General features: G+C 66.6%; 21 protein-coding genes. 9 read left to right on the forward strand and 12 right to left on the reverse strand.

What is annotated here, in order from left to right:
* Positions 1-114 precede the first annotated feature (114 nt).
* Positions 115-1,020: an aminodeoxychorismate lyase gene (locus tag ACFW6D_RS17095; protein WP_379329152.1), complete on the reverse strand. Its 906-nt coding sequence runs from the start codon at positions 1,018-1,020 to the stop codon at positions 115-117.
* Between the two features lie 122 nt (positions 1,021-1,142).
* Between ACFW6D_RS17095 and ACFW6D_RS17100 the strand changes: the two genes are divergently transcribed.
* The 4 genes from ACFW6D_RS17100 to ACFW6D_RS17115 all read left to right on the forward strand — a co-directional run bounded on the left by ACFW6D_RS17100 (position 1,143) and on the right by ACFW6D_RS17115 (position 4,288).
* Positions 1,143-2,252 carry a YgfZ/GcvT domain-containing protein gene (locus tag ACFW6D_RS17100; protein WP_379329154.1) on the forward strand — a complete coding sequence of 370 codons (1,110 nt, stop codon included), beginning with the start codon at positions 1,143-1,145 and terminating at the stop codon, positions 2,250-2,252.
* Positions 2,249-2,944, forward strand: a complete 696-nt coding sequence (locus ACFW6D_RS17105) for an MOSC domain-containing protein (protein WP_379329156.1) — start codon at positions 2,249-2,251, stop codon at positions 2,942-2,944. Before ACFW6D_RS17100 ends, ACFW6D_RS17105 begins: the two co-directional genes overlap by 4 nt.
* The gene (locus ACFW6D_RS17110) at positions 2,941-3,891 is read left to right on the forward strand and encodes an asparaginase (protein ID WP_379329158.1); all 951 of its coding nucleotides are present in this window, start codon (positions 2,941-2,943) and stop codon (positions 3,889-3,891) included. Before ACFW6D_RS17105 ends, ACFW6D_RS17110 begins: the two co-directional genes overlap by 4 nt.
* A gap of 175 nt (positions 3,892-4,066) precedes the next feature.
* Positions 4,067-4,288 carry a DUF3073 domain-containing protein gene (locus ACFW6D_RS17115; RefSeq protein ID WP_379329160.1) on the forward strand — a complete coding sequence of 74 codons (222 nt, stop codon included), beginning with the start codon at positions 4,067-4,069 and terminating at the stop codon, positions 4,286-4,288.
* Between the two features lie 204 nt (positions 4,289-4,492).
* Here the strand turns inward: ACFW6D_RS17115 and purM are convergent, their stop codons facing one another.
* The 6 genes from purM to purF form a co-directional block, all read right to left on the reverse strand.
* Complete coding sequence (gene purM, locus ACFW6D_RS17120; RefSeq protein ID WP_379329162.1) at positions 4,493-5,572, reverse strand: phosphoribosylformylglycinamidine cyclo-ligase; 1,080 nt, start codon at positions 5,570-5,572, stop codon at positions 4,493-4,495.
* Between the two features lie 88 nt (positions 5,573-5,660).
* Positions 5,661-7,325 carry an ABC transporter ATP-binding protein gene (locus ACFW6D_RS17125; RefSeq protein ID WP_379329164.1) on the reverse strand — a complete coding sequence of 555 codons (1,665 nt, stop codon included), beginning with the start codon at positions 7,323-7,325 and terminating at the stop codon, positions 5,661-5,663.
* Entirely contained in the window at positions 7,318-8,262 is a 945-nt protein-coding gene (locus ACFW6D_RS17130) for an ABC transporter permease (RefSeq protein WP_379329166.1), read from the reverse strand. Before ACFW6D_RS17130 ends, ACFW6D_RS17125 begins: the two co-directional genes overlap by 8 nt.
* Positions 8,262-9,302: an ABC transporter permease gene (locus ACFW6D_RS17135; protein WP_379329285.1), complete on the reverse strand. Its 1,041-nt coding sequence runs from the start codon at positions 9,300-9,302 to the stop codon at positions 8,262-8,264. Before ACFW6D_RS17135 ends, ACFW6D_RS17130 begins: the two co-directional genes overlap by 1 nt.
* Positions 9,303-9,355: 53 nt before the next feature.
* Positions 9,356-10,951: an ABC transporter substrate-binding protein gene (locus tag ACFW6D_RS17140; RefSeq protein ID WP_379329168.1), complete on the reverse strand. Its 1,596-nt coding sequence runs from the start codon at positions 10,949-10,951 to the stop codon at positions 9,356-9,358.
* A gap of 259 nt (positions 10,952-11,210) precedes the next feature.
* Positions 11,211-12,791 (reverse strand): amidophosphoribosyltransferase, encoded by a 1,581-nt coding sequence (gene purF / locus ACFW6D_RS17145; protein ID WP_379329170.1) that lies wholly within the window; start codon positions 12,789-12,791, stop codon positions 11,211-11,213.
* A gap of 143 nt (positions 12,792-12,934) precedes the next feature.
* Between purF and ACFW6D_RS17150 the strand changes: the two genes are divergently transcribed.
* A complete protein-coding gene (locus tag ACFW6D_RS17150; protein WP_379329172.1) occupies positions 12,935-14,347 on the forward strand; it encodes a YhgE/Pip domain-containing protein in 1,413 nt (470 codons plus the stop codon).
* Positions 14,348-14,352: 5 nt separating this feature from the next.
* Here ACFW6D_RS17150 and ACFW6D_RS17155 read toward each other — a convergent pair whose 3' ends face one another.
* Positions 14,353-14,748 carry a sterol carrier family protein gene (locus ACFW6D_RS17155; RefSeq protein WP_379233839.1) on the reverse strand — a complete coding sequence of 132 codons (396 nt, stop codon included), beginning with the start codon at positions 14,746-14,748 and terminating at the stop codon, positions 14,353-14,355.
* A gap of 58 nt (positions 14,749-14,806) precedes the next feature.
* On the opposite strand from ACFW6D_RS17155, the gene ACFW6D_RS17160 reads away from it, so the two are divergent.
* A complete protein-coding gene (locus ACFW6D_RS17160; protein WP_379329174.1) occupies positions 14,807-14,983 on the forward strand; it encodes a hypothetical protein in 177 nt (58 codons plus the stop codon).
* Positions 14,980-15,180 (forward strand): hypothetical protein, encoded by a 201-nt coding sequence (locus ACFW6D_RS17165; protein WP_379329176.1) that lies wholly within the window; start codon positions 14,980-14,982, stop codon positions 15,178-15,180. Before ACFW6D_RS17160 ends, ACFW6D_RS17165 begins: the two co-directional genes overlap by 4 nt.
* On the opposite strand, the gene ACFW6D_RS17170 is transcribed toward ACFW6D_RS17165, so the two are convergent.
* Together ACFW6D_RS17170 and ACFW6D_RS17175 are read right to left on the reverse strand one after the other, a co-directional pair.
* A complete protein-coding gene (locus ACFW6D_RS17170; protein WP_379329178.1) occupies positions 15,170-15,718 on the reverse strand; it encodes a CPBP family intramembrane glutamic endopeptidase in 549 nt (182 codons plus the stop codon). The two genes, ACFW6D_RS17165 and ACFW6D_RS17170, sit on opposite strands and share 11 nt — an antisense overlap.
* A 65-nt stretch (positions 15,719-15,783) precedes the next feature.
* Positions 15,784-17,514 (reverse strand): alpha/beta hydrolase, encoded by a 1,731-nt coding sequence (locus ACFW6D_RS17175; RefSeq protein WP_379329180.1) that lies wholly within the window; start codon positions 17,512-17,514, stop codon positions 15,784-15,786.
* 128 nt (positions 17,515-17,642) lie between these two features.
* Between ACFW6D_RS17175 and ACFW6D_RS17180 the strand changes: the two genes are divergently transcribed.
* Positions 17,643-17,930: a YiaA/YiaB family inner membrane protein gene (locus tag ACFW6D_RS17180; RefSeq protein WP_379233830.1), complete on the forward strand. Its 288-nt coding sequence runs from the start codon at positions 17,643-17,645 to the stop codon at positions 17,928-17,930.
* 48 nt (positions 17,931-17,978) lie between these two features.
* Here ACFW6D_RS17180 and ACFW6D_RS17185 read toward each other — a convergent pair whose 3' ends face one another.
* Positions 17,979-19,724, reverse strand: a complete 1,746-nt coding sequence (locus ACFW6D_RS17185) for an alpha/beta hydrolase (RefSeq protein WP_379329182.1) — start codon at positions 19,722-19,724, stop codon at positions 17,979-17,981.
* A 77-nt stretch (positions 19,725-19,801) separates the two neighbouring features.
* Entirely contained in the window at positions 19,802-22,096 is a 2,295-nt protein-coding gene (gene purL / locus ACFW6D_RS17190) for a phosphoribosylformylglycinamidine synthase subunit PurL (protein ID WP_379329184.1), read from the reverse strand.
* 162 nt (positions 22,097-22,258) lie between these two features.
* On the opposite strand from purL, the gene ACFW6D_RS17195 reads away from it, so the two are divergent.
* Positions 22,259-23,545 carry a glycosyltransferase 87 family protein gene (locus ACFW6D_RS17195; protein WP_379329186.1) on the forward strand — a complete coding sequence of 429 codons (1,287 nt, stop codon included), beginning with the start codon at positions 22,259-22,261 and terminating at the stop codon, positions 23,543-23,545.
* Positions 23,546-23,649: the final 104 nt, after the last annotated feature.

The raw sequence follows: 23,649 nt of genomic DNA on the forward strand, positions 1-23,649 counted from the left end.
CGACAACTTGTAGTAGATCGTACGCCGGGAATCACCGCATTCGAGCGTGACAACCGCCACGGCGCGTGAAAAGCCTTACCGCAGGGGCGCGCCCACCCGCGCCCCACGCACGGATCACCAGTCCCCGATGGTCCCCGGCCGATCGATGCCGAGGTCGACCATGTCGATGATCTCCTGGGCGTTGTCGGGCGCCGACAGGCGGATGCCGTCGAGCTGGTTCACGCGCGCCGCGAGGGTCACACTCGACAGCAACCAGATGCTGTCACAGTCGAAAAGGTCTGCGGTGAACAGGGTTTGGTACTTGCACTCCCACCCGGCCTTCTCCGCGACGTTGTAGAGCGCCCGCTGCGTGACACCGGGCAAGACACCGCTTTTCGCCGGCGGGGTGATGAGTTCCTTACCGCGCGCGATCACCACCGACGAGCGCGGGCCTTCCAGGACCTTGTGCTCGGTGCTGTGGAAGATCACGTCCTCGGCGCCCATCCGCCGCGCGAACCGCAGCGCCGCCATGTTGGTCGCGTACGACAGCGTCTTCGCGCCGAGCAGCTGCCACGGCGCCGCCTGCGCGAGGTCGACCGAGATGCCGCGTGCCAGCGACATCACCTTCACGCCCTCGGCGCGTGCGGTCGCGACCCGCGCGGGGACCGGGGAGACGAGCACATACGCGGTGGGCTGCGGATCCTCCGGCGCCAGTTCCGAGCGCGGCGCGTCGAATTCCGAGTCGCGGCCGCGCGTGTAGATCAGCCGCAACATTCCTTCCTCTTCCGGACCCCACTCCTTGACGGCCAGTTCCACCGCCGAGCGCCAGCGCGACAGGCCGGGCTCCGGTAGTTCCAGCGCCTGCGCCGAGCGACGCAGCCGCGCCAGGTGGAATTCCAGCGCGGTAGCCACTCCGCCGCGCACCAAAATCGTTTCGAATACGCCATCGCCGCGTAGGGCGCCGATGTCGTCGGCATAAAGCGACGGCACGTTCGCGTCAGCGACCGTCCCGTCGAGTGTCACAAGAACCCGTTCTCCCATGCGCCGAGCGTAGGCGTTATCGCACCGTTACGCCTACGGCTGCATCGAATCGAGCTCGCGACGCGCGTTACGAAGGACACCAAGTGCGGCGCGTGTCGGCAGACGCGCCTACAGTGGGTGTCGTGTCACAGGTCGTCGTCCCCAGTCCTGTTCTCCATACTCCGGGTGCCGTGGCGGGTGCTCCCGATACCCCGGATGCCGCGGTCGCCTGGCATTACGGTGATCCGTTCGGCGAGCAGAAGGCTGCCACGCAGCGGGTCGCGGTCGTGGATCGCTCCCATCGCAGCGTCGCGAAGATCACCGGCGCCGAGCGCCTGAGCTGGTTGCACACCATCACCAGTCAGCACATCGCCGCGCTGCCCGACGCGCACAGCGCCGAGACCCTCGACCTCGATCTCAACGGCCGGGTCCTGAACCATTTCGTCCTCACCGACCTCGACGGCACCCTCTGGCTCGACACCGAAGCCGACCGTGGACCCGAGCTCCTGTCGTTTCTGCAGAAGATGGTGTTCTGGGCCGACGCGAAGCCCGTGGCCGCACCCGATCACGCCGTGCTGAGCCTGCTGGGCCCCAAAACGGTCACCCTCCTCGACGCGCTCGGCATCGCGCAACTGCCCGAGACCTACGCCGCCGTCGCTCTTCCCGGTGGCGGGTTCCTGCGCCGGATGCCTGGCGCGGACTCCTTCGACCTCATCGTGCCCCGCGACGAGCTGTCGACGTGGTGGAGCAAGCTCACCCAGGCCGGTGCCGAACCGGCGGGCATGTGGGCCTACGAGGCACTGCGGGTGGCCGCCCTGCGCCCCCGCATCGGCATCGACACCGACGAACGCACCATCCCGCACGAGGCCCGCTGGATCGGCGGCATCGACGAACTGGGCGCCGTCCACCTGAACAAGGGCTGCTACCGCGGCCAGGAAACCGTCGCCCGGGTACACAACCTCGGCAAGCCGCCGCGCAATCTCGTGCTGCTGCACCTGGACGGTTCGGCCGACGAACGCCCCTCGACCGGCGACGACGTCACCGCGGGCGGTCGCACCATCGGGCGCCTCGGCACCGTCGTCGACCACTTCGAACTCGGCCCGATCGCCCTGGCCCTGGTCAAACGTTCGGTTCCCGCGGGCACCGAGCTGGTGGCAGGCAGCATGGCCGCCGCCATCGACCCCGACTCGGTCCCCGCCGACGACACCGAGCAGGCGGGCCGCGCCGCCGTCAACCGGTTGCGCGGGCGATGAACCGCCCGGTCATGCGCGTCGGTGACACCGGCCGCGTCGAGGCCGTTTGCGTGGTGCACGCCGAGATCGAGGTGCGCTCCCGCGTCGGTCGCAGTGCCATCGACAAGCGTCCGGTCGACGGTCGCGTCGGCGTCGCCGCCCTCGGCCTGGCAGGTGACCACGTCTGCAACACCGTCCATCACGGCGGTGTCGATCAGGCCGTCTACGCCTATGCCGACGAAGACGCCCGCCGCTGGGCCACCGAGCTCGGCCGCGAACTCCCCGCGGGCTGGTTCGGCGAAAACCTGCGTCTGACCGGCCTTCCGGTCAGCGATGCGGTGATCGGCGCGCACTGGGCGATCGGCGAGACCCTGCTCGAAGTCAGCGCACCCCGCGTCCCGTGCGCGACCTTCCAGCAGTGGTCCGGCGAACCGCGCTGGGTCAAACGCTTCGCCCTGCAGTCCGATACCGGGGCCTACTTCCGCGTCCTCACCGAGGGCACGATCGGCGCGGGCGACGACGTCCGCGTCGTCCACGTCCCCGAGCACGGGATCACCGTCCGCGACCTGTTCACCGGCGCCGACCCCACCCGCCTCGAACGCCTGCGCGCGGAGGAACCCTCCCTGTCCACAGATGTCCACATGCAGATCGACCGGCACACCAGAACCCGCTCCGACAGCGCAGCGGACGAGATGACCGAGGTGAGTGCGTGAGCGTCGAACTTGTAGAAGTCGTCCGTTCCGGTTTCCGTGAGTGCGTACACCGCGGCTCCGTGGTCATCCTCGACCCCTTCGGCACCCCCACCCTCGAACTCGGTGAGATCCACGGCCCGATCTTCCCGCGTTCCACCAACAAACCGATGCAGGCACTGGCCTTGCTGCGCAACGGTTTCGACCCCGTCGACGACGACGAACTCGCCATCGCCACCGCGTCACACTTCGGCGAGTCCGACCACATCGCCCTGGTCCGCCGCCTGCTCGACCGTTACGGCTTCACCGAGAACGACCTCGCCTGCCCACCCGACCTCCCGTTCGAGGAGAACGCCCGCGCCGCCGCGATCACCGGCGACGGCAAGAGCAGGCTCTACATGAACTGCTCGGGCAAACACGCCGCGATGCTGGCGACCTGCGCGATCAACGACTGGCCGCGCACCGGATATCTCGACCTCGACCACCCCTTGCAGCAATCGGTCCTCGCCACCATCGCCGACGTCACCGGCGAACCGGAGACCGATCTCGGCATCGACGGCTGCGGCCTGCCGATCGTGCCCGTGTCGCTGATCAACCTCGCGCGCGCCTTCGCCGGCTTCACCACGGCCGAGCCCGGCACCGCGCCGCGCCGGATCGCCGACGCCGTTCGGGCGAATCCGCGAGTGATTTCCGGCACGAGCGGACCCGATTTACTGGCTATGTCGGCGACCCCTGGGCTGTTCTGCAAGATCGGCGCCGACGGCGTGCACGCGGGTGCGCTGCCCGACGGACGGGCCTTCGCGTACAAGATTTCCGACGGTGCCGATCGGGCCCGGATGCCGCTGACGCTGGCGGTATTGCGCGAACTGGGCGTCGAATGGACCGATCAGCACACTCAGCTCGCGGCCACCGCGGTCCTCGGCGGCGACGCCAGAGTCGGTGTGATCCGCGCGATTCCGGGGGTCTTCTGAGACCGGGCGGTCTGGGCGAAGAAGGGGCAAACCGGGGCGCTTCGACAGGTCTTCACCCACTCCTGGGAGCGCGACGCTCTGACACACGCTAAAGTGTCTGTCAGGAAGAGTATTAATTCGAACGGGGCCGCCAACAAACCCCAGGCCGCCCCGCAGTGACGCGAGGGGGTCAGCCATGGGCCGTGGCCGGGCTAAGGCAAAGCAGACCAAAGTCGCACGTGAGCTCAAGTACAGCTCCGCGCCGACCGACTTCGCGAGCCTTCAGCGCGAGCTGTCGGATAGCGATGCTTCGCCCTACTCCGCACCAAGGAGTAGTGCAGTGCTGTCCGATGAGCCGGACGAGCCGTCATCTCGTTGGAACGACGAGGACGACGGCTACGACAGCTGGCGCCGTTGAAGTACTAGCGAATACCTGAATACACGAACGAGCGTCCTGTGCCTGCACAGGACGCTCGTCGTGTTCGTCGCCTCGGGGCCCCGACCTCCCCGAGCCGACAGGTCTGACCCCTTCGGGTTAACCGCTCGACGGCCGGAACAAACCCCGAACGCACGTGAGCCGGGTCGCAACTGTCGCGACCCGGCTCACGTGTTCGGTCAGAGATCAGAACCTGGGGTGGTCACCCAGCAGCACCGCACGCGGCGCTTCGACGTCGGCGGCCTTCTTGACCTGGCCGAGCGTCCAGCAGTCGATGTGGCGGGCGGTGAGCACCGCCAGCGCACGGTCGGCATCCTCGGGCGCCACGATCGCGACCATGCCGACGCCCATGTTGAACGTCTTCTCCATCTCGATGCGCTCCACGCGTCCGCGCTGGGCGATCATCTTGAACACCGGCGCCGGGTTCCAGGTGCCACGATCCAGCTCGGCCACCAGGCCCGCCGGCAGCACGCGCGCCAGGTTGGCGGCGAGGCCACCACCGGTGACGTGCGAGAACGTGCGCACATCGGTTTCGGCGATCAGTGCCAGGCAGTCCTTGGCGTAGATGCGTGTCGGCTCGAGCAGTTCCTCACCCAGGGTGCGGCCGAATTCCTCGACGTAGCCGGTGAGCGACATCCGGTCGATGTCGAGGAGTACCTTGCGGGCCAGGCTGTAGCCGTTGGAGTGCAGACCCGACGAGCCCATCGCGATGACGACATCGCCCGGCCGCACCCGGTCGGGGCCGAGGACCGAGTCGGCCTCGACGACACCGATGCCGGTGGCGGACAGGTCGTAGTCATCGGGATCCATCAGACCGGGGTGCTCGGCGGTCTCGCCACCGAGCAGTGCGCAACCGGCCTTGATGCAGCCTTCGGCGATGCCGGCGACGATCTCGGCGACCTTCTCCGGGATGACCTTGCCGATGGCGATGTAGTCCTGCAGGAACAGCGGCTCGGCGCCACACACCACCAGGTCGTCGACGACCATGGCGACCAGGTCCAGGCCGACGGTGTCGTGCTTGTCCAGGGCCTGGGCGATGGCGATCTTGGTGCCGACGCCGTCGGTGGAGGCGGCGAGCAGCGGTTCCCGGTATCCGCCCTTGAGCGCGAACATCCCGGCGAAGCCGCCGATGCCGCCCTGCACCTCGGGTCGGCTGGCCTTCCTGGCCAATGGTCCGAACAATTCGACGGCGCGGTCACCGGCTTCGATGCTCACGCCCGCCGCAGCGTAGGAAGCGCCTGCACCGCTGGGGTTCTGTTCAGTCATTGTGGGGGAAAGCTCCAAACCGAATCGGCGGATAGATGCCTAGTAACTCTAAGTGATCCGCCGGTTCAGCTGTCGTGCGGCTCCGAACTCATTGTTCCGGTTCGGTGGCGAATGTGGCCGCGATCTCAGCCCGGCGCCTGCGCTGTTCGACCGGGTCGGGGACCGGAACGGCGGCCACGAGGCGGCGGGTGTACTCGTGTTGCGGGTTGCGCAGGATCTGCTCATTGTCGCCTTCCTCGACGCAGGATCCCTCGCGCAGGACCATGATCCGGTCCGCGAGCTGGTCGACCACGGCGAGATCGTGGCTGATGAACAGACACGCCCAGCCGCACGAACGCTGCAGTTCGGCGAACAGTTCGAGCACCGCGGCCTGCACCGAGACGTCGAGCGCGCTGGTCGGCTCGTCGGCCACGAGCAGATCCGGGTCGAGCACGAGCGCGCGCGCCAGACTGGCCCGCTGACGCTGCCCGCCGGACAGCTCGTGCGGATACCGGTTCTCGGTGCCCGCGGGCAGTTGCACGTCGTCGAGCATGTGCCTGACCCGTTCGCGGATGCTCGCCTTGTCGCCGATGCCGTGCACGACCAGTGGTTCAGCCACACACTCGCCGACCGTCAGGCGCGGATTCAGCGAGCCCGCCGGGTCCTGGAACACGAACCCGAAGCGTCGTCGGATCGGCCGCAGCTTGCGCTGGGACAGATCCGCGATGTCCTGCCCGCGGATCAGCACGTGCCCTTCGGACGGCCGTTGCAGCGCGGCCACACAGCGTCCGATCGTCGACTTGCCCGACCCCGACTCACCGACCAGACCCAGGGTCTCCCCCGGCCTGATCTGCAGGCTCACCCCGTCGACGGCACGGAACGCGGGCCTGCCGAACGGTCCGGGGAACGTGACGACGAGGTCCTTCACATCCAGCACCGGCTCGACGGACTGGTCGATCGCCGGTCGCTCAACGGTCGACGCACCGAGATGCGGCACCGCCTCGAGCAACGCCTTGGTGTAATCCTGCTGAGGACTGGCGAACAGTTCGTGCACCGGCGCCTCTTCGACCACCTCGCCCGCGCGCATCACCACCACGCGGTCGGCGAGGTCGGCCACGACACCCATGTTGTGCGTGATCAGCACGATCGCACTGCCGAGCCGGTCGCGCAGATCCCGCAGCAGTTCCAGGATCTCGGCCTGCACGGTGACGTCGAGCGCGGTGGTCGGCTCGTCGGCGATGATCACCTTCGGCTCACACGAGATGGCGATCGCGATCATCACGCGCTGCTTCTGCCCGCCGGACAGCTGATGCGGGTAGTAGTCCACCCGGTGTTCCGGATCGGGCAGACCCACCGAACGCAGCAGCTCGATCGCCTTGGCCTTGGCGGCTTTTCGGCTCATGTCGCTGTGCGCGCGCAGGGCTTCGCAGATCTGGAACCCGACGGTGAACAGCGGGTCCAGTGCTCGCGCGGGCTCCTGGAACACCATCGACACCTCGCCACCGCGCAGTGCGGTGAGCTGACGTTCGGTCATCGAGGTGACCGGCTTGTCACCGATCGTCACCAGCCCGCGCACCGACGCCGAATGCGGCAGCAGTCCGATCGCGGTGCGCGAACTCACCGACTTGCCCGACCCGGACTCGCCGACAATCGCGAGCACCTCGCCGGGGAACACCTCGTAGGACACGTTGCGGACCGCGTTCACCGGTCCGGCGTCGGTCGAGAAAGTCACCGACAGGCCCGAAACAGCCAGTGCGGCAGTCTTTTCACTCATCGACCGTCTCCTTCGAAGTGACCGCGCGCCGGGTGCGCAGCATCGGATTGAGCGTCTCGTCGAGGCTCTCGCCGACCAGCGTCATCCCGAGCACGACCAGCACGATCGCGGTGCCGGGGAAGATCGAGGTCCACCAGATGCCGTTGGAGACATCGTTGAGCGCCTTGTTCAGGTCGTAACCCCACTCGGCGGCCTGGGTCGGCTCGATGCCGAACCCGAGGAAACCGAGCGCGGCCAGGGTCAGGATCGCGTCCGCGGCATTGATCGTGACGATCACCGGCAGCGAGCCGGTGACGTTGGACAGGATGTGGCGGAACATGATTCGCGTCGTCGACGCCCCGGTCACCCGGGCGGCGTCCACGTACGGCTCGGTTTTCACCGCGACCGTCGCGTTGCGCACCACCCGGAAGTACTGCGGCACATAGACAACCGTGATCGCGATGGCCGCCGACAGCATGCCGCCGAGACTGCTCGACGTACCACCGGCCACGACGATCGACACCACGATGGCCAGCAGCAGCGACGGGAACGCGTAGATGGCGTCCATGATCAGCACCAGCGTCTTGTCGACCCAGCGCCCCACATACCCCGACAGCAGGCCCAGCGGCACCCCGATCAGCAGCGACAGCGTCACCGAGATCGCGATCACCAGCAGCGCGGTCCGCGCACCGTAGAGCACCCGCGAGAGCACGTCCTCACTGCGCACCGAGGTGCCGAACCAGTGCTCGGCCGACGGACCCTGCTGCGGCACGAAAGCCACACCGTCAGCGGAGTTCTGGGCCAAACCGTAGGGCGCGAGCAACGGCGCGAACGCCGCCACCAGCACGAACCCGGCCACCAACACCAATCCGGTGATGAGCGTGACCCTTTGCAACCCACCGGTTTTCGACAATAGCTCGGCGCCCGGCAGCCGCCTGCGTTTCACAGCGGTAGTCATCAGAACCTCACCCTCGGGTCGATCAGCGCGACGATGGCGTCGACGATGAAGCTCATCACCGCGACAACCAGCGCGATGAACGCCACGATGCCCTGCACCGCGATGAAGTCACGCGCCCGCAGATACTCGGCGAGCTGATAGCCCAAGCCTTTCCATTCGAACGTGGTCTCGGTGAGCACCGCACCGCCGAGCATCATGGCGATGCACATGCCCATCACCGTGATGATCGGGATCAGCGCGTTGCGCACCGCGTGCCTACCGGTGACCACCCGCGAGGACAACCCGCGCGCCCGTGCCGCCTCGACGAAATCGCTTCGCAGCGTCTGGATCAGGTTCACCCGGACCAGCCGCAGGAAGATGCCGCCGGTGAGCAGCCCGAGGGCCAGCGCGGGCAGCACCGCGTGTTCGAGCACGTCGAGCACGTACGCCGGTTCGCCGTACAGGATCGAATCGATGATCAGGATGTTCGTCTTCGGCGAAACATGTTGCAGCGCAAGCTCGACGTCCGTGCTGGCCCGGCCGCCGACCGGGAACCAGCCCAGCCACACCGAGAAGATCAGCTTCAACAGCATGCCGACGAAGAACACCGGCGCCGCGTAAGCCAGCACCGCCGAGAACCGCAGGAACGCGTCCGCGGCCGTATCCCGGTGTGTCGCAGCGTATCTGCCCAGCGGGACACCGACAGCGAAGGCGACGAGCAGACCCCAGAACACGAGTTCGAACGTCGCCGCACCATAGGTGATCACCACATCGGCGATCGCCTCGTTGTCCTGCGTGCGGCCGAAATCGCCGTGCAGGAACCCGGTGATGTATTCCCAGTACTGCGTCAGGATCGGCCGGTTGAGCCCGGCCGCTTCCTTGCGCTCGTAGATCTGTTCCTGGGTCAGCCGGCCACCCATGGCCGCGCTGATCGGGTCACCGATCACCCGCATCAGGAAGAACACCACTGTCACCAGCAACCACGCGGTCGGCAGAATCAGCAACAGCCGAATCAGCAGGTACCGCAGCAAAGCCACCTGGCGGGAACCCCCGCCGCGCATCCACCCGAAACGCTGCGCCCGAGCCGGTGACTCGGGCGCAGCAGCAACGTCACTCACTTGCTCAGGACCGTGAACCGGAACTTGAAGGAGCCGTCGAGGGTCTGGTCGACACCGTTGACGCCCGGCTTCGACACCGCGACCTGCTTACCCGAGAGCAGTGGCAGGGTCGGCAGGAAGTTCTGCGCGAGATCGGCCTGGATCTTCTTCAGCAACTCGGTTCGCTTCGCCGGATCGGACTCGGTGGCCTCGGCGGTGAGCTGGGCGTTGATGCCGGGGTTCTCGAAGTGCGACTGCAGGAAGTTGTTCGGACCGAAGAACGGGGTCAGGTAGTTGTCGGCGTCCGGGAAGTCCGGGAACCAGCCGAACTGGTACATCGGGTAACCGTCGGAGGCGCGCTCCTTCTGGTAGGTCACCCACTCGGTGGACTGCAGGTTCACCTTGAACAGACCCGAGGCCTCGAGCTGCGACTTGACCGCCGCGTACTCCTCCGACGAGCTGGAGCCGTAGTGATCGGGGTTGTACTGCAGGTTCAGGGTCACCGGTGCGGTGACGCCCGCGTCTGCCAGGAACTTGGCGGCCGCTGCCTTGTCGGGCTTGGCGCCGTAGAGATCCTTGAGCGGCTCGGCCGAACCGACCATGCCCGAGGGCACGTAGCCGTAGGCAGGCTGGTAGGTGCCCTTGTAGACACCGGCGGCCAGCGCCTCACGGTCGATCGAGGACGCAAAGGCCTTGCGTACCGCCAGCTTCTGCTCCGGGGTGTTGCCCGGCATGGTGTTCATGTTGAACACCACGTAGCGCAGCTCGCCGCCGGGGCCGTCGGTGACCTTCACCTTGGAATCGGCCCGCAGCGAGTCGATGTCGGTGGGGGTGAACGAGCGGTAGCCGACGTCGATGGCGCCGTTCTGCAGGTCCAGCTTCAGGTTGTCGGAGGTGGCGTAGTACTTGGTCGACACCGTGGTGTTCTTCGGCGTGCCGAGGATGCCCTGGTAATCAGGGTTGGCCTTGTACTCGACCAGCTTGTTCTTGTCGTAGCTGCTGATCGTGTACGGACCCGAGTAGCCCTTGGCCTTGACGACTTCTTCGTCGGTGGCGACCTTGTCGGCGGGCAGCGACTTCTCGTCGACGATGGGACCGGCCTGGGTCGGCAGGATCGTCGGGAAGGTCTGATCGTTAGCGACCTTGAGCGTGAACGCGACGGTGAGATCGTCGATCAGATCGGTCTTGTCGAGATTGCCGAGCAGCGAGGCGGGGCCGTGCGCGTCGTTGATCTTGACCATCCGGTCGAAGGAGAACTTCACGCTCTTGGCGGTCAGCGGGTTGCCGTTGGCGAACTTCAGGCCCGGCTTGATCTTGCAGGTGTAGACCGTGGGGCTGGTGAATTCGCACTTCTCCGCCGCATCGGGCTTGGGCGTGGTGTCGCCCGGTGCGAAATTCAGCAGGTAGGAGTAGATCTGGTTCTCCACCAGCAGCGACCCGTTGTCGTAGGCCGCGGCCGGGTCGAGGGAGAAGATCTTGTCGGTGGTGCCGACGACCAGACCCGCACCGGAGCCCGCCTCATCGGTACGGCCGGAGCCACAACCGGCCAGCGCGGCCGCGACCACCGCGGCAACACCTACCGCGCCAACTTGTTTCGCACGATTCTTCAACATCAGGTCCCATTCTCGAACGCTGCGCGGCCGCCGGAACCCGGGTTTCGAGAGCGGCGGCCGCGCGTTTGAGCTAGCGATATAACCGGGGGACCGTACAGGTGAACCATTACCGGCCAGTTTCAAATGAGCCGAATTATTGCCTTCATGTTATGAACTAATCTTACGAAATTGTCGATAGCCGGAATTACTCCCGTACACAACACAAAAAGGGCCGAACAGGTTTATCCTGTCCGGCCCCTTATGTGAACACAATGAACTTTTATGGGCGGCTCAACGCATCCACATTGGCATTGTCACCGAGTAGCGTGGATTCCGGCTTGCCCGAGAGCATCCCTTCCAGAACGTTCTTGCCGATGGCGGCCTCCGGCGGCAGTTCGATCGGGTAGTCGCCGGTGAAGCAGGCGGTGCACAGGCGCGAGCGCGGCTGTTCGGTGGCCGCGATCATGCCCTCGGTGGAGACGTAGCCGAGGGTGTCGGCGCCGATCGAGCGGCGCACGTTCTCGACCATGTCGGCGTAGCTGTCGTCGGCGCCCGCACCATTGGCGATCAGCTCCGCGCGCGAGGCGAAGTCGATGCCGTAGAAGCACGGCCACTTCACCGGCGGCGACGCGATGCGCACATGGATCTCGAGCGCACCGGCCTCACGCAGCATGCGGATCAGCGCGCGCTGGGTGTTGCCGCGCACGATCGAGTCGTCGACGACGATCAGCCGCTTACCGCGGATGACTTCCTTCAACGGGTTGAGCTTGAGCCGGATACCCAGCTGACGGATCGTCTGGCTCGGCTGGATGAAGGTGCGACCCACATAGGCGTTCTTCATCAGACCCTGGCCGTACGGAATGCCGGAACCCTGGGCGTAACCGACCGCGGCGGGCGTACCCGACTCTGGCACCGGGATCACCAGGTCGGCGTCGACCGGGTGCTCCTTGGCCAGCTTGCGGCCGATCTCCACGCGGGTGGAGTGCACCGAGCGACCGGAGATCGTGGTGTCGGGACGGGCCAGGTACACGTACTCGAAGACGCAGCCCTTCGGCTCCGGATTGGCGAAGCGCATCGAGCGCACACCCTCGGAGTCGATGGCCAGCAGTTCGCCCGGCTCGATCTCACGGACGAACGCGGCGCCCACGATGTCGAGCGCGGCGGTTTCGGAGGCGACGACCCAACCACGATCGAGCCGACCGAGCACCAGCGGGCGCACGCCGTGCGGGTCACGCGCGGCGTAGAGGGTGTGCTCGTCCATGAAGGTGAGGCAGAACGCTCCGCGCAGTTGCGGCAGCAGCTCCATCGCCGCGGCCTCGATGCTGGAATCGGCCGAGGCGTGCGCCAGCAGCGCGGTGACGATGTCGGAGTCGGAGGTGGCGCCGGTCATCTGCGGGCGGCCGTCGATCACACCCGCACCGATCAGGCCGAGTTCGCGTGCGCGCCCGGCCAATTCGGCGGTGTTCACCAGGTTGCCGTTGTGGCCGAGCGCCAGGCCGGAGCCGACGGAGGTGGTGCGGAAGATCGGCTGCGCGTTCTCCCAGGTGACTCCACCGGTGGTGGAGTAACGACAGTGTCCGACGGCGATATGCCCCGGCATGGCGGCCAGGGTCTGCTCGTCGAAGACCTGGGAAACCAGGCCGAGATCCTTGAAGACCAGGATCTGGGAGCCGTCGGAAACGGCGATTCCGGCCGCTTCCTGCCCGCGATGCTGCAGGGCATACAGGCCGTAGTAGGTGAGCTTGGCCACGTCTTCGTCAGGAGCCCAGACGCCGAAGACGCCACACTCCTCGCGAGGCTCGTGTTCGATCTCGTCGGAGGTGTTGGGCGTGGGGACGATCGTGGGATCGACGTCGGTCACCGTTTGCTCCCTGTTCGGGCGGGCTGGGGGCAGTGTTCAGTCTACGGGTCATCTACGACATGGCGTACGGCCACCAGCATCCAGGCGGTCAACACCTGCATTTTGTCGCTGATTCATTGCTGATGGCTGTTACCGTGCCGGTTGTGACCACGGACGACAGTGCGAACGAAAAGACCGGTCGGACCGGTTCGGACAGTGACAACGCCGAAACCGCGTCCGGGAATTCCGGTGGCCGCAACAGCGGCCGAGCGAGTTCCGCCACACGGAATCTGCGCCGTGGCGAGTTCGGCCGGATGATTCTTCGTCCCACGGTCGTGCTGACGATCCTCACCGCCCTGCTCGGCGTCATGTATCTCGATTACGTGGCCGATCCGGAGGGCAATCTGCACGGCTTCCCGATCGCCGTGGTCAACATGGACGTGGGCGATGTCACGGCCACCGGCGCCAAGGTCGACTTCGGTAAGCAGGTCACCGACGCGCTGGTCGCGGGCATCCCGGCGGACAAGGTTGACCTGCGGGTGATCGGCGTCACCGAATCCGAGCGGCAACTGCGCAACGGCGAGATCTACGGTGCGATCGTCATCCCCGGCGATTTCAGCAAACGTCTCGGCATCCTCGGTGCCGGGTCGATCGTGGCGGGCGAGATGGAACGCCCGGTGATCACCCTGCAGACCAATCCGCGTCTCGGCGCCTTCGGTACCCAGATCACCGAGCGCATCGGCCAGCAGGCGCTCACCGAGGTCGACAAGCAGGTCGGCGTCCAGCTCACCGACCAGGTGAAGGCGGCGCTGGCCGAAGGCAACCCGGCACCGCAGGTGTCCGGTGCGGCGATGCTGACGTTGCAGCATCCGGTCGACATCGTCGAATCCGAGTTCCGTCCGCTGCCCAACGGCACCGGCGAAGGCCTCACCGCCTTCTTCTATGCCCTGCTCCTGCTGCTCGCGGGCATGATCGGCGCGATGATCGTGCACACGATGACCGATGCCCATCTCGGTTTCGTACCCAACGAATACGGCCCGTTCTACCTGCACCACGAACCGGTGAAGATCTCCCGCTTCGGCACCCTGCTGGTGAAATGGGCTGTGATGGTGGTGGTTTCGCTCGTTGTCGCACTGGTCTACATCCTCGTCGCCGAGGCGCTGAACATGCCGATCGGCAACGCTTTCGGCCTCTACCTGTTCTCGGTGCTGTGCCTGATCGCCTGCGGCTGGACCGGCCTGACCGTGCTCGCAGCCTTCGGCACTCCCGGCCTGATCATCAACATGATCCTGTTCGTCATCCTCGGCCTGCCTTCCTCGGGCGGCACGGTCCCGATCGAGGCCACCCCCAAGTACCTCACCTGGCTGGCCGAGTTCGAACCGATGCACCAGGTCTACCTGGGCGTCCGCTCGATCCTCTACTTCGATTCCAACTACGACGCGGGCCTCGGCCGAGGCACCTTCATGGCCTTCCTCGGCATCGTCATCGCGGTAGTCCTCGGCACCGCGGTCACCAAGTACTACGACAGCAAGGGCCTGCACCGCGAAAACCTGCTCGCCCGCCCCATCGGCACCTGACCCGGCTACTCGACCCCGCGCAGCGGCACGATCGGCAGCCACCCCGCGATCTCCGCCGCCCTGGTCCCCGACGCACTCACCACCCCCTGCTCCACCGCCTCCTCGAACCCGAGCAGCCCGGTAGCCAGCAACAACCAGGTCCGCGCATCCGTCTCCACCACATTCGGCGGATTCCCCCGAGTATGCCGAGGCCCCTCGATACATTGCACCGCCACGAACGGCGGCACCCGAACCTCCACCGAATGCCCCGGCGCACTCCCCGCCAACGCCCGAGCAGTCCCCTTCACCGCCGCTGCGATCTCCGCCCGCCCCGGCACCTCCCCGTCCCCCCGCAACCACCCCTCCACACCCAACACAGCCGCCCGCACCACCGCAGGATCCACCACATTCCGCCCAGCCATACCCAAGAAACTACCGAGCGCCACCGACATCTCGCCCCAGGCGCTAGCGTATTTCTCGATGAGACGCGCGACAGCCTTGATCTCGATCCCCGCCGCGACCCTGATCGCCGCCTGCGTCTGCGAACACCTACCGGGCCGCACAGCAGTGCACGACAACAACTTCCAACAACATCTTTGGAATGGCACCGCTACCCCCGAATCCGAATACCTGAACTGGGAAACGGAAGCGCCATGACTACCTACCGAATCGAAGTGTCCCGGGACGCCAACTGGTGGATGCTTCGGATTCCCCAGCTCGATGGCCTCAACGGCAACATCGAAGGCCTCACTCAGGCACGTCGCCACGCTGACATTCCGACAGAAGCAACCGACTACGTCTGCACAGTCGCAGACATCGCGCCCTCCACCGTCGATCTCGTGATCACCTTTTGAGCTGATCGATTCGCTGTGCGGCGAGGGGAGCGAGGGCTCCGCCTGCGTTGATTGCCAGGTGGAGGAAGGCGGGGGCGGTGGCGCTTCCCGAGCGGCGGCGGAGGTCGGAGAAGAGCAGACCGGCGAGGGTGGTGGCGAGGATCGTGAGGGGGATCGAGTCGTTGGCGGCTTTGGCGGGGTGGATGTGCCAGAGGCCGAAGTCGAGGGCGCTGAGGGCGGGGGCTGATTCCGGAAGTAGGGGGTCGAGGGTGCCTCGGAAGATTGCCTCTTCGGCGAGGACGGTGCCTACGGGGATGTGTAGAGCTATCCATTCGAGGGTGGAGGTTTCCGGTGCGCGGATGGTGATTTCAAGGGGTAGGCGACGTAAGGGTGGGATCGACAGGGCTATTGCGTAGCCGGTGAGGACGACGGCCGCGCTACCCAGTCCCCATCGGAAGCCGCTAGGCGACAACCAGTTCGGGCGTCCGCGGAACAGCAACGTGTATCCGGTCGCGAAGGTGACGTTCGCGGCGGTGCGTCCACGCAGGGGCAAATCCAACGAAGGGAGGACCCGGTTGTTCCACAAGAGCGGAAGTAATAGTGCGGCAATGGTTTTGAACCGACTCACTTGACCTCCCGCTCGTACTCCTCCGCCGATTCCAGTGCGGCACGGATACTTTCGACAACATCACCGCTCACACCATCCGGCGCCCCGACCGACAACCACCCGTCCAGCACCAACGACCCGTACCGATGCCCGTGCCCGTCGACAACCCCTTGCGCATTGGTGAGATCGGCCGTGACCTGCCAGAACGTCACGAACGGCGCCCACCGCATCTGCGTGGACACATCGGACCCGCGCGGCTCGCTCAGCCAGTCGGGCCGAGTGAAGATCAGATCCGCCGACCACCACACGATCGGGTCGGACGGGTGCTGCAGGTAGGCGATGCGGGGTTCGCGCCAAGGCTCGGAGCTTGCGAAATCTGTTGCATCATCGGCGAATCGAACGACAAGCCCGTCCGCGTACACCGGCGCCACCTCGGGCGACCCCGGATCACGGCGCTCGACGAACTGCCGCCACAGCCGATTCGAATTCGGCGGCCCCACCCACAGCGCACCGTCGACCTCCTCGCGCAGATCCGCCAGCCCGTCGAACGCCTCCTCCGACCCCTGCGAACCGAGACTCTCCCCGTAGACGAACAGCTTCGGCCGCTGCCCTTCCGGCTGTGCCAACCACCGCTGGTACACCGCGTCGAACAACTCCCGGCTTGCCGCGGCCGCCTTCTCCCTGTCCGACAGGAACGACAGCACACTGGGCAGATACGAGAACTGGGTCGCCACGATCGCCGTATCACCGCTGTAGAGGTATTCGATCGCCCCCGCCGCCATCCCGTTGACCCAGCCGGTCCCGGTGGTCGTGACAACCACCATCGCCTCCCGTTCGAAGGCTTTGGTCCGCTCCAACTCGGCAACCGCTAATTGCGCCGCTGTCTGGTCCCTGGTCACCGACTCCAACCCCACATACGCCCGAATAGGTTCGCGCGCAGCCTTTCCCGTCACCTCGGTGATCGCGGCGGCACTCGGCCCGTTGGACACGAACCACCGCCCCTCGAACCCCAACGTCCCCCACGGCGCGAGCGACCCGGCACTGCCCGACCGCTCCGGCGCAATCGGCTGCACCGCATACGGCGTGCTGCGATCGTTGCGAACGCTGAACGCCGAGTTGGCGACAGCGAAGAACGCCCGCGAAGCAACACCGTTGAAAATCGTCACGGCCAGCACCACCAGCACGAGCAACCCGGCCGCGGGCGCCACTTCCCGCGGCACCCGCACCCACCGATTGAGCTGACGAGCCAGCCCCAACACCATCACCCGAACCGTCCGATACGCGGCCACCACCGCCACCCCCACAGCCACGCTGAGCAGCCCGGTCCGCAGATACGCGGGCGTGGTGGTCCCCGCCATCCCCATCAGCGACGTGATCTCGCGCTGCCACCGCGCCGACTGCACCAGCATCCCCGCCGCGACCAGCCCGCACCCCACCAGCACGGTCGCCTTGATCGCGTACCGCAGCCGGTCGGACGGACTGGGAATCGGCAGCCGCGACCGCACCCACCGCCGGAACACCCACTCCAGCACGCACCCGAGCCCGTACCCGATCGCCGCGTTGATCCCGCTGATCAGGCCCTGGAAAAGCCAGTCACGCGGCACCAGCGACGGCGTCACCGACAGCCCGAAGAACAGCGTCGCCAGCACCAGCCCGGGATAGTTCAGATCGACGACGTCCTCCACGCGGCGCGCGATCACGCCGCCGCGCGCACGCAGCGTCGCCACCGTCGATGCGCCCTCGGTCACTGCCCCAGTATGGCCGCCGGGTCTGACAATCACCGGATTTGCGCCTGCGGTACGGCTCACAAACTACCCACGGCACTCGAGTAGTTGTACGCGCGATCGCGAAGCCGCCGATCAGCACACTGAGAACCATGAGCACAAACCACAAGCCGAAGAACACCTCGGCCTACATGGCCCAGGCCGCGATCGCCTTCGCTGTCAGCCTGTTCGGGACCGGCGCCGGCATCGCCTACCTGCCGTTGGACGGCTGGCAGCGCGCGTTCCTGGCGATGTCGGGCCTGTTCCTGGTGACGAGCTGCTTCACCCTCGCCAAGGTGGTGCGCGACCAGCAGGAGACCCAGTCGCTGCTGAGCCGCGTCGACGAGGCGCGGCTGGAACAGCTGATCGCCGAACACAATCCGTTCAAATCGGTGTCGTAGCCGAACCGGGGCAGCCTCGATCGAGGGGTTCGACGCTGCCCCGGTTCGTCACTTCAGCTGCCGTTCGGTAGCTGCGGCCTCGAACAGGAAACTCTGGATCCGTGCGGCCAATTCCGGTGTGTAGTCCGGTGGTTGGGCCACCGCGGCCCACGCATCAGGCACCAGGTTTCCGTAGTTGTGACCGTGCCCGTCCGAAACCGTCTGTGCCCGTGGCAGATCCGCGGCCACCTGCCAGAACGTGACGATCGGATACCACGACATCGCCGGTGACACATCGGGTCCGCGCTTCTCGGTCAACCAATCCGGCCTGCCGAACAGCAGATCCGGCGACCACCACACCACCGGGTCGGATGCGTGCTGCAGGTAGACGATGCGCGGTTCGTTCCAGTTCGGCGTCGGCTTGGACAGCTGATCGGCGCTCGCGGCGAACCGCACCGACATCCCGTCGGCGTAGATCGGGGTGATCTCCTCGGTTCCTGGGTCACGCCTGGCCACGAATTCCGACCAGAGCCGGTTGGAGTTGGGCGGTCCCACCCAGAGCACGCCGTCGGTGCGGTTGCGGATATCGGCCAGCCCCGAGAACGCGCCTTCTGACCCCTGCGAACCGAGACTCTCGCCGTAGACCAGCAGCTTGGGGCGAGCGTCTTCGGGCAGTGCCGACCAGCGGTCGTACACCTTGTCGAACAGCGTGCGCCCCATGGTCATCGACTTGTCCCGGTCGGACAGGAACGACAGCGCGCTGGGCAGATACGAGTACTGCGTCGCCACCAGCGCGGTGTCCCCGCCGTACATCAGCTCGACCGCCATGGCACTGGTCGTGTCGACCCAGCCGGTGCCGGTGGTGCTGATCACTACGAGCACTTCGCGATCGAATGCCTTGGTGCGCTCCAGTTCCGCGATGGCCACGTCGGTCTGTGCCTCGACACCGTCACCTGATTCCAGCCCCGCGTAGACCCGAATCGGTTCGCGCGCAGGCTTTCCGGTGACCTGGCCGATCGCCAGCGCGGTCGGCGCGTTCGCGACGAACCACCGCCCCTCCGAACCGAGGGTGTCCCACTTGGCCAAAGACTCAGGGCTGCCGGAACGTTCGGGCAGCGTCGGCTGGACCGCGTTCGGCGAGGTGTGAGTGTTGCGCGCGCTAAACGCCGAATTGGCCACGGCGAAAAACCCTTTCGCCAACACACCGTTGAACAACATCGCCGCGACCACCACAACCACCAGTACCCCGAGCGGCTTCGCGATCGCCGTCGGAATCCGCACCCACTGGTTCAGCCCCCGGGTCACCCACCGCACCAGCCGAACCACCAGCCGTGAAATCCAGATCAGCAGCCCCACCACCACCGCGCCGAGCAGCACGGTCCGCGGATACCCCGCGTCCGATACCGGCGCCATCCCCATCAGATCGGTGATCTGGCGCTGCCACTTCGACGACTGCATGCTCATCAGCACCGCGAAGACCAGGCACGTCACCACGATCGCGCCCCGCACCGCCACCAGCGTCCAACTCGGCCGCCGATCCCATGCCTGGCTGACCTGCGCGGGCAGGGTGATCTTGGGTGCGGCCCACTTGCGCCAGGCCCAGGCCAGCGCACAGCCGATGCCGTAGCCGATGGTCGCGTTGATGCCGCTGATCAGGCCCTGAAAGAACCAGTCGCGCGGCAGCAGCGACGGTGTCAGCGACAGTCCGAAGAACATCGTGGCCACGACTAGCCCGGCATAATTGGGATGAAAAAACCTGTCCACCAGGTGTAATCCCCGGACGAACAGGTTCTCGTGCACATGCTTCTCTGGCACGTGACTTCCATGCACCGCAGGTTGAGAAGTCGAGCTCGTATCCTCAGTGGTCAAGCTCGACTCCTCATCCGATCAACTCAGGCGGTGTGCGCTCCGAACAGCTTAGGCAGCGTGCCCTCGAACGCCTCGCGCAACTCAGCGAGTGTCACCGAGAACTGCCCCTGCACCTCGACCGAATCCGAGCCCTGGTCGACCACGCCGATGCGCACCCACGGCAGCTGCCGCGCATCGCACATCTTGGTGAACCGGGTCTCCTCCGAGCGCGGCACCGCGACGAGCACGCGCCCGGCCGATTCCGAGAACAGCTGCACGAACGGGTCCGAGCCCTCGGGAAGCACGATGCGGCAACCGGTTTCGCCGGCCAGGGCCGCCTCGACGACAGTCTGCGCCAGACCACCTTCGGACAGGTCGTGCGCGGCGGAGATCATGCCGTCACGCGAACCCGAGGTGAGCACCTCCGAGAGCAACTGCTCACGGGCGAAGTCGACCTGCGGCGGCACGCCACCGAGGTGATCGTGGAAGACCTGCGACCAGATCGAGCCGTCCAGCTCGTCGCGAGTCTCGCCGAGCAGGATCAGCGACTCGCCCGGCTCGAGGCCCAGGCCCGTCGGGATGCGGCGGTGCACATCGTCGATCACACCGAGCACGGCGACCACCGGCGTCGGCAAGATCGCGTCTTTGCCGGTCTGGTTGTAGAAGCTCACGTTGCCGCCGGTGACCGGAATGCCAAGGGCCACACAGCCATCGGCGAGACCGCGCACGGCCTGCTGGAACTGCCACATCACGCCCGGGTCCTCCGGCGAACCGAAGTTGAGGCAGTTGGAGACGGCCTTCGGGGTGGCGCCGGTGGTGGCGACATTGCGGAAGGCCTCCGCCAGCGCCAGCTGCGCGCCGGCGTAGGGGTCGAGCTTGGTGTAGCGGCCCGAGGCATCGGTGGCCAGGGCGATACCGCGGCCTGTGGCTTCGTCGACGCGGACGACACCGGCGTCGGCGTGCTCGGCCAGCACGGTGTTGCCGCGCACGTAGCGGTCGTACTGCTCGGTGATCCACTTGCGGCTGCACAGCGCCGGGCTGGCGATCATCGTCAGCAGGGTTTCGCGCAGCTCGTCGCCGGTCTTCGGGCGGGTGAGCGTGGCGGTGGTATCGGCGATCAGCGCGTCCTGGGTATCGGGACGCTGGACGGGGCGCTCGTAGACCGGCCCGTCGTGGGCGACGGTGCGCGGCGGCACGTCGACCACGGTCTCGCCGTGCCAGGTGATCACGAGATTGTCGCCGTCGGTGACCTCACCGATGTCGGTGGCCAGCACGTCGTGCTTGCGGCACACGGCCATGAACGCTTCCACGTTCTCGGGCGCGACCACCGCGCACATGCGCTCCTGCGATTCGCTCGACAGGATCTCCGCGGGGGTCATGTAGGCGGCGCGCAGCGGAACCTTGGTCAGGTCGATGTGCATGCCGCCGTCACCGGCTGCGGCGAGTTCGGAAGTGGCACAGGACAGTCCGGCGCCGCCGAGGTCCTGGATGCCGACGACCAGCCCGGCCGCGTACAGGTCGAGACAGCACTCGATGAGCACCTTCTCGGTGAACGGGTCGCCCACCTGAACTGCGGGCAGCTTCTTGCGGCCGGTGCCCGACTCGTCACCGGAGAAGGAATCCGAGGCCAGCACGGACACGCCGCCGATGCCGTCGAGGCCGGTGCGCGCGCCGAACAGGATGATCCGGTTGCCGTTACCCGAGGCGAAGGCCAGGTGCAGGTCTTCCACGCGCATCGCGCCTGCGCACAGCGCGTTCACGAGGGGGTTGCCCTGGTAGGAGGCATCGAAGACGGTCTCGCCGCCGACATTGGGCAGGCCGAGCGAGTTGCCGTAACCGCCGACGCCGCGCACCACACCGTCGACGACGCGACGGGTGTCGGGGGCATCAGCGGCGCCGAAACGCAGCTGGTCCATCACCGCGATCGGGCGCGCGCCCATGGCCATGATGTCGCGCACGATGCCGCCGACGCCGGTGGCCGCACCCTGGTACGGCTCGACGTAGGACGGGTGGTTGTGCGATTCGACCTTGAAGGTGACGGCCCAGCCGTCGCCGATGTCGACCACGCCGGCGTTCTCGCCGATCCCGGCCAGCATGGAGGCCTTCATCTCGTCGGTGGTCGTTTCACCGAAGTAGCGAAGGTGCACCTTGGAGGACTTGTAGGAGCAGTGCTCGCTCCACATCACCGAGTACATCGCCAGCTCGGCATCGGTGGGCCGACGGCCCAGAATTTCCTTGATGCGGGCGTACTCGTCGTCTTTGAGACCGAGTTCCTTGTACGGCTGCGGAGCATCCGGGGTGGCTGCGGCGGTAGCGACGGTGTCGACCTGCAGTGTCACGGGAGACCAGGGTCCTTTCGGCCGGGGGAACTTGATCTGCAGAGTCTAATGGTTATGAGGTGACCGCCTTCCGCCCGTACCCGCCCGCACGCTGGGTAGCGGCCGGATTCGGTCTGGTCACACTTGCGGTGGGCGGATTGGAGTACCCATTACTCTGACGCTGTGAACGAAAGTCCGGGGGTTACCGAGCAGGTCGAGCCGCCTGTTCCCGCGCGGAGCGCGGAACCGAGCTCCATTTCTTTCGAACAGAACTCCGACCGTCAACGCCGCTGGCTGACCGTCGCGATCGGACTGTTCGTGGCCTCCGCCGCCATAGCGCTGTTCGCGCACTGGTGGCACGGGTTCATCGACCTGCAGGTCTACCGCAACGGCGCCCGCGTGTGGCTCGACGGCGGCGACCTCTACGGCCCGATGCCGCCGGTCCACGGACTCGGCCTGCCCTTCACCTATCCCCCGCTGGCCGCGATGTTCTTCGTGCCGCTGGCGTTGATGCCGTTGGTGGCGGCCGAGGTCGTGGTGCTGCTGACCTCGCTGGCGAGCCTGGGCATCGTGCTGTGGCTGGTGCTGGTTCGCGTGCGCCCCGAGCTCGACCGGATCTCGGTCCTCACCGTGGTGATCGCGGCACTCGGCCTTGCCCAGTTCCTCGAACCGGTTCGCCAGACGTTCAACTTCGGCCAGATCAACCTGATCCTGATGGCCGCGGTCACCATCGACATTCTGGTGCGCAAGCCGTTCTGGCCGCGCGGGATGCTGATCGGTATCGCGGTGTCGATCAAGCTGATTCCGGCCGGCTACCTGCTCTACTTCCTGCTGCGCCGGGATTGGAAGGCCGCGGCCACCATGGTCGTCTCGGCCGCGGGCGCGATCGGCGTGGGCTTTCTGCTGTTCCCGAAGGACTCGGTCGAATATTGGTTCCACACCGTCGCCGACACCGGCCGCATCGGCACGCCCTACTTCGCGGGCAACCAGTCGATCAAGGGCACGCTGTTCCGTCTCGGCATGGACGAGTCACTGGCGACGGGCTTGTGGATCGGCCTGTCCGCGCTGACGATCGCGCTGGCCGCGGTGTGGATGTACCGCCTGATCGGCGCGGGCAACGACGTGGCCGCCCTGCTGGTGAACGCCGCCGCGGTGCTGTTGGTCTCGCCGGTGTCGTGGTCGCACCACTGGGTGTGGGTCGCCCCCGCGCTGGTCGTCGCCGTGAGCCTGGCCATCAGCCGCCGCTCCCGCGCCTTCACCGCCCTCATCGCCGTATTCACGGTGATGTTCATCATCGGCCCCCAGTGGGTCCTGCCCCATTCGGGCGACAAGGAACTCGCCTGGGCCTGGTGGCAGCAGATCATCGGCAGCAGCTACGTATGGACCACCTTCGCGGTGATCCTCTACGCGGTGATCACCTACCACCCGACCCGAAAGCCATCGGCTGCACCGGAACTCGCGACCCCCTGAGCGACTCACCCGACACCCCAAACCTGGGCAGTCGATCACCATGCTCTGACGCAGTTCCCTCTCGGGCGATGCTTGCGTGAGTACATGGTGATCAACCGTCCGAG

Origin of the sequence: Nocardia sp. NPDC058705 (genome assembly GCF_042749305.1) — a bacterium.
In the GTDB taxonomy this organism is placed as follows: domain Bacteria; phylum Actinomycetota; class Actinomycetes; order Mycobacteriales; family Mycobacteriaceae; genus Nocardia.